At 71.1% G+C, this 6,714-nt stretch carries 1 protein-coding gene (running past one end of the window); it reads left to right on the top strand.

Annotated elements, in window-relative coordinates:
- Window positions 1-20: 20 nt before the first annotated feature.
- Window positions 21-6,714, top strand: the start of a protein-coding gene (locus D0D28_RS06375; protein ID WP_116110047.1) for a toxin glutamine deamidase domain-containing protein. It continues 25,055 nt past the right edge of the window; 6,694 of the gene's 31,749 nt are visible here — the first part of the coding sequence; its start codon is at window positions 21-23; its stop codon lies beyond the right edge, outside the window.

The following is a 6,714-nucleotide window of genomic DNA, read 5'->3' as shown; positions in this document are numbered from 1 at the left end:
ACGAGGACCACGTCGAGATCGTGGTGCTCGACCGGTCCGGCCGCCGGCACCGCGCCGAGATCCGCCTCGGCGACGGTCTCTTCGTGGAGCCGCTCGCGCCGCTCGCGGGCGCGGACCGGTTCGCGGTCCCGGCGCCTGCCGACGGCCCGACCCGGACCCGGATGATCGAAGGCGAGCTGCGGGTCCTCGCCGAGCAGTGGGGCCTGGCCGACGCGGAACCCTTCGCGCCCGGCCCGCAGCCGGTGCAGTCGCCGGAACCGCTGCCGGTCACCCCGCGCCGTGCGCCCGTCGTGGAACCCGTCGCGCCCGCGTGGATCCGCCAGGGCGACGGCAGCGACGGTCCGATGCGGACACTCGCCGAAACCGTCGTCGCCCGGATGGCCGGGCACCCGGTCCAGGTCACCGCGACCCGCGCCGACACCGGCGAGGTCCACCTCCAGGTCACCTACGGCGACCAGCGGCCGTTCACCGTCGTGGTGCGCGAGGGCACCGAGGTGTGGCCGTACTTCCAGGACCTGCGCGACGGCGTGCCGGTGCGCGACGACACGTTCGGCCTGCGGACCGGCAACACCTACGACATCCAGCTGCCCCTGACGGCCCTCGGTGACACGCTGCCCGCCGTGGTGGCCGACGCGGTCCTGCAGATCACGCTGTCCCGCTTCCGCGCCCAGCTGAACACCCCGGACCCGGTCCGGTTCTCCCACGAACCGGGCGAAGCCATCCCGGCCGCGGTGGCCGAGCGCGGCGTGGCCCGCGCGGCCCTGGGCGGCTCGGCGCGCGACCTGCGCGTCACGGCGGGCCCGGACGCCGGCGCGGCCACCGTCCGCGCCACCGACTCCGGCGGCAGGCCCTTCCGCGTCGAGTTCCGGACCGTCGAGGGCATCGACGCGCCGCGGCTGCGGGTCGCGGCCGGCGACCACCTGCCGTACGTGGTCGAGGTGCCGCCGGGCACCACGCAGGCCACCCAGGTCCGGATGGTCGCCGACGGGCTGCGCAACGTCCTCGGATACCGGCACGCCGCGCTCGGGCGCCGGCGCCCGCCGCCGCCGCGTGGGGAGATCCCGCCGGACAGCCAGGCGGATCTGCTCCCGGCCGTTCCCGGACCGGGCGCGCATTTCGGCGTCCAGACGATGGACCTGACCGCCCTGTTCCCGCAGGTGCAACCGTTGCGCACCGCCGCGGAGCAGATCGCCGAAGACGTCGGTGAGCGACACGCGGAACTTGACCGCGCCCAGCAGGCTTACCTGGCAGCCCTGAACGCGATCGAGGATGACGAGGCCTACTTGCCGTGGGTCGCGCAGGAGTTGGCGGAGCGGCTCAAGGTAGCCCCCAACGACACTCAGGTGCTGGAAGCGCTGGAAGCGGCCTACGACCTGAGCCGTGCCGAGATCGAAGCGCGCATCGTCGAGCCGGCAAAGGTGCTCGACGGGGCACAGGTCATCGAACCGCCCCCGAAGATCGCGCGCGAGATCATCGGACGGACCGCGGTGGACATGATCCGCCTCGTCGTCGACCACCGCACTCGCCTGCTGGTCACGGCCGTGAACGCCGGGAACCGGATGGTCGAGGCCGAACAGCGGTGGCAGCAGGCGCGAGACCACGGTGCCCGTGAGATCGAGCGGATCCGCCAGGACGCCATCGAAGACGGGCTCCCCGAGCGGTACGCGAGCAACGCGACGTCGGCTGCCCTGGCGCGTGTCCTCGACGAGGGCAGGCGGCCGGAGTTCAAGCCCCGCGCCTTCCCGGACAACGCCGGCAAGATCAAGTTCGGCGCGCGCGCCTACGCACCCGGCGACCTGGTGGGAGTGCGCCGCGATCTGGCCCGCGGCGTGCGTGAGCACGAACCGGCCCGCCGCGCGGCCGAGAAACGGTACCGCGCTGCCGCTGCCGATCTGCGTCAGGCGCGCAGGAGAATGAACGAACGCCGTGGGTGGGCGCCCGGCCTGCTGCGCGGTGAGGGTGACACCGCCACCGATGCGCAGACGGTGGCCAACGCGCTGAGCCTCCCGGTGGACTACGTCACCGCGAGCCGTGCCGCCGAAGGCAGGCTGCCGTTCGAGGGCAACCGGACGGAGATCCTGCGCTTGGCCGCCGCGGAGGTCCGCACGCGGCAGGCCGAGCTGGACCGGGCGATCGAGGCCTACCTCGTGGCGGAACAGGCCCGCGACGAAGCGCACCGGGCCTATGTGGATGCTCTGCGCGACGTGATCAAGGCCGCCGCGAACGACGGGGTCAGGCTCGTCGAGATCGCGCAGCGCACCGGCCTGAACGACAGCGAGATCAGCCGGATCACGGGCCGCGTGGTCGCGCCCGGTCGCGCGGAAACCGAATCCCGCTACCGGCTGCCCTACGTCGACCGTTACCTCGAAGCGCACGGACGACTGGACAGGTTCGCACGCCGCTTCCTCAGTGCCGATGCGTTGATGGAGATCGACGAGTTCACCGCCAAGATCCAGGCGATCGACGTGAATTCGCCCGACGCGCTGCAGCAGGTGCTGGACCTCGGGGTGCCGCAGGACTTCGCGCTGATGCTGTTCACCAACCGGCTGTCCACTCGCGACATCAGCGACGTCCACCACCACCTCCTCAGCTATGCGCTCGACAACCAGTTCCTCGGCGCGGGCCGGGAGAACTCGGAAGAGGCCAAGACCCGCAGGAAGCAGGTGCTCGCGTGGCTGAAGCTCGAGCCGAAGATGAGCCTCGCCGAGCGGCAGCTGCGTTACCGGGCGGCTCGGGGCGACCTGGGCCGGATCCTGTACTCGGCGATCCGCGAGCGCGCCTTCGGCGCCGCCGCGGCCAGTGGTGCCGTCTACTACGGCTTGGTCCCCATGCTCCGGGCCGGGCTCATCGACAAGAAGAACATCCTGGAACTGCAGGGCAAACTCGCCGACGTCCTGATGTTCAAGATGTACCGCGAGCTGTCCGAGGACGTGAAGTGGCGGGCCGACGTCGGCTTGGTCGGCACTCGCTGGGACATCCCCGGCGCCGAGGGCTACGACCTCACGATGCTGATGGCCGAGTTCGCCTACCTCGGCGCGGAGCAGACCGACGACAAGGAGGCCATCAAACAGCTGCTCGGCGACGAGGCCAACACCACCTACAACCCGAAGTGGACCAACCAGCTCAAGCTCACCGTCGCCGCGGCGGTGCAGGTCAAGGCCGATCTCGCCGAGGGGAGGCTCACCGGCACCGCGGCCGAGGAGGCGCGCGCGCTGCTCGGGGACCCGGATTCCCTGACCTCGCCCATGGACAAGGCCGACTACCTCGACCAGCTCGTCCACAACGGTGAGACGCTGCGGTACCTGCTGCGCTCGGCCGGCCGTCCGGAGATGGCAGCGAGCCTGCCTGCCGAGGTGCCGGACATGTTCAACCCGCACCTGCTGGCGAAGCTGCGCGCCAACCGGATGACCGGGCAGACCTTCCTGCTGCACAAGGACAACGGGTTCGCCACCGTCGACCTGAACGGGCTGTTCCGGGCCGGCGATCCGGACGAGCGCGGTCTGATCCCCATGATGGCGCTGATGAAGCACCACCCGGAGTTCCGGAACAACCGGATCATCTGGGCGCACATGGGCGTCGGCAACTGGACGACCCTCACGGTCGACCACATCGACATGCTCGACCGGATGATGCAGCTGGTGCCCGGCCTGCACCTGGACTTCTCGTGGACCCCGCTCGGCCAGTACCTGCGCGACAACCCGGCGGTGTTCGAGCGGTTCATCCAGTTCGCGGTCAAGTACCAGGACCGGCTCATCTTCGGTTCGGACGGCATCAGCATGATGCCGAGCACGCAGCTGGACCGGCACGCCACCGAAATGGAGCCGGTCTACCGCGCGATCATCGAACGTCATCCCGATGGCGAGGCGATCGTCGCGAAGCTGCGGGGCGGCAACTACGTCCGCGTGACCGGCGACGCGGAGGGCGACGGGGGTCAGCGGTTCGTCGACGAGTACTTCTCCCGGCACCACAACGCCTGGCTCGAGGTTCTGTCCGGCAAGCCCCCACACGTGGTCGAGGGTTTCCACCGCAAGGCGAAGGAGCTGATCGACAAGGGGCTCGTGCCACATCCCGACCAGGCCGTCGGACCCGGTGTGGGCATGGGCGACGGCTCGGACGTCCGGTCCGCCGAAACCCCGGCCGATCGCAGCCAGCGGTTCGTCGACGAGTACTTCTCCGATCAGCGCGACGCCTGGCTCGCCACGATGGCCGACGCGCCGGAGTCGGTGCGTGAGGCGTTCCACGCCCGCGCTCAGCAGTTGTGGGACCAGGGTTTCCGGCCCCGCGACGGCCAGGCGGTGGGCCCGTCCGGCACCCGCGACGGGAACTGGCGCGAGAACCCGCAGATCCAGTCGTTGCACCACGCCTACCAGATCGCCTACGGCCCGTTCCGCCAGGCGGAGGGTGCCAAGCAGGTGGTGCGCGACATGAAGTCGCAGATCCGCAAGGCCGTGGCCGACCGTTTCGCCCAGATCCGCGACCGCAAGGGTCTCCAGCCCGTGGAGACGGACGAGCTCGGTCTGCAAGCCCCGGTCGAGGCGCTCATCGCCGCGCACTACGCGATGCAGGCGGCGGAGGGCCTGAGCCGGGAGGAACAGGAACAGCTCGTCGGCAAGGTGCTCGCTGATGTGTCGAAGACGGAGAATCAGCGGCTCGCGACGGAAGAGATGCAGGAGAAGCTCCACGCCCATTTCCGCAGGCGCGGATTGGTCGGCTGGACGACCGTCGCCGCCGCCGCGACAGCGGGAGCCACTGCCGCCGTGGCCGGTGCCGTTCCCGCGGCCGTGCTGGGGGCCGCGGCCGGTACCGCGTTCGTCGTGCGGTCCCTGCTGACGAACTTGAAGACCGCGCACACCCAGAGCATCCGGGTCGCCGTCGAATCGATCATGGAGCGCGAGCGCGTCGACGTGGAGTCGGTGCATCGCCTCATGAAGATGACCCGCAAGCTGATGGTCAACGAGATCTCCCCGGGCGGGCGGAAGTTCCGCGGCGACTTCGCCCACATCGTCGCGCGGGTGGTCACGCTGTTCGAACAGCGCGTCAAGGAGATGCTGAAGGCCTACATCGCCGCCGTCGAGCTGGGACTTCCCGAGAACGTGGACGCGCAGAGCCGTCGCGTGCTGGCGAACATGGCGTTCTCGCGGCTGAAGGACTACGTCAACCGCATCCTCGGCGCCACTTCGGACTCCATCAACCGGATGAACCCGACGGCGGGGGTGTTCGGCCGGCTCTCGCATGTGCTCACCGCCGGGACGTGGCTGGTCAACGCGATCTACCAGCTGTACCAGGCGGTGCACGCCTCCGGTATGACCGCGTGGGTGTCGGCGGCCTACCTGCCCTCGTCGATCCTGTTCGGGATCACCGCGATCCCGGCTATCTGGTCCTACTACGACCCGGTTTCGAAACCGGGAATGCGCAAGATCCAGAACATCGTCGCCTTCCCGTTGCTCACGATCGCCAACGCCGGTCTCACCGCGCAGTACATCGGCGATTTCCTCGCCGGCGGCGGAAGCGCCCTCAACATCGTCGTCGGGACCACCTTGACCGCCGCCACCGCGGCGCTGTCGAGGTTCGGCTTCCGGATCGAAGCGAAGCGGGGCCGGGTCGGCGCCAAGCTCGGTCCCGGCGCGATGTTCTTCGCGCAGAGCGCCCTGACCGCGATCGGCGCGTCGATGATCACCAGCAACCCGGTGGTGCTGGCGGCGACCGGAGCGTTCGCGCTCGCCGGCCCGGCGATCTACCTCGCCCGCGGCGCGTGGGCGAGGTTCCGCGCGATCGATCGGTTCAAGCCGTCGGTGCACACCCGCTACGAGGGCGGTGCACCCGCGCGGGCGCCGCGACCGGAGATAACCGCGTCGGCGTCCGGAGACGGCAGTCAGCTGGAGTGGGGCCGGGTCCGTCGGGGCCTCGACGCGGTCGGCCGGCTCGCGCACCAGCCCCACCCGGCCACCGCGGCCCAGCAGTCCGCGCTCGCCACGCAGGTCACCCGGAACCTGCGCGAAGGTGATGCGGAGAAGCTGGCCGAGCACACCCGGCGGTCCTCGCGCGGCCCGGCCACCGGTCCGGGGCCCCGTCGTGATCCGGCGCCGGGCCCCAGCCGCCCGGCCCGGACGGTGCACCGCGGGGACGATCCGTTCGGCACCGGCCGCGCCGACCGCGACACCGCCCCGCTTCCCGCGCCGCGCACCGGCCGCGACCGCGGCGGCCTCGCCGGTGGTGCGTTCGCCTACCACTCGCAGCCGGGCGAGACCCCGGGCGACGGGAGTGTGTTCGGGGAACCCGACGTCACCCCGTTCCGGGAGCGCGAGCACCACGTGCTGGGCCGGCCGTGGAACGTCGGGCAGGCGGCCGAACCGGACGAAGGCTTCGACGAGGCGCTCGCTGCGTGGATGCGCAACCACCACGGTGTGCCAGAGGCGGACGGGGTGTGGCAGTTCGCCGACCCGCAGGGCAACACCTTCCGCGCCCGCGTGACGGTCGATCCGGCCGCGCCGCGGCCGCGGCTGTACCCGCCGGGGGCCGACGGTCTCGCCGAGATCAGGCTGCCCGGGATGCCGGCCGAGCCGAGCCACCGCACCGTGCTCCTGGGCAAGACGATGACCCAGGCCCTGCGGCTGCTGCCCAACATCGTCCAGCCGGTGGCGTCCGCGCCGGTGGGCATAGCCGATCTCGTTCCCCGCCCCGGCACGCCACTGTCCGCACAGGACGCCGGCCGCG

Source organism: Amycolatopsis ruanii, assembly GCF_003385175.1.
GTDB classification, from domain to species: Bacteria; Actinomycetota; Actinomycetes; order Mycobacteriales; family Pseudonocardiaceae; genus Amycolatopsis_E; species Amycolatopsis_E thermalba.
Note: the sequence above shows the minus strand (reverse complement) of the source record. Positions and strands in the feature narration are given on the sequence as shown.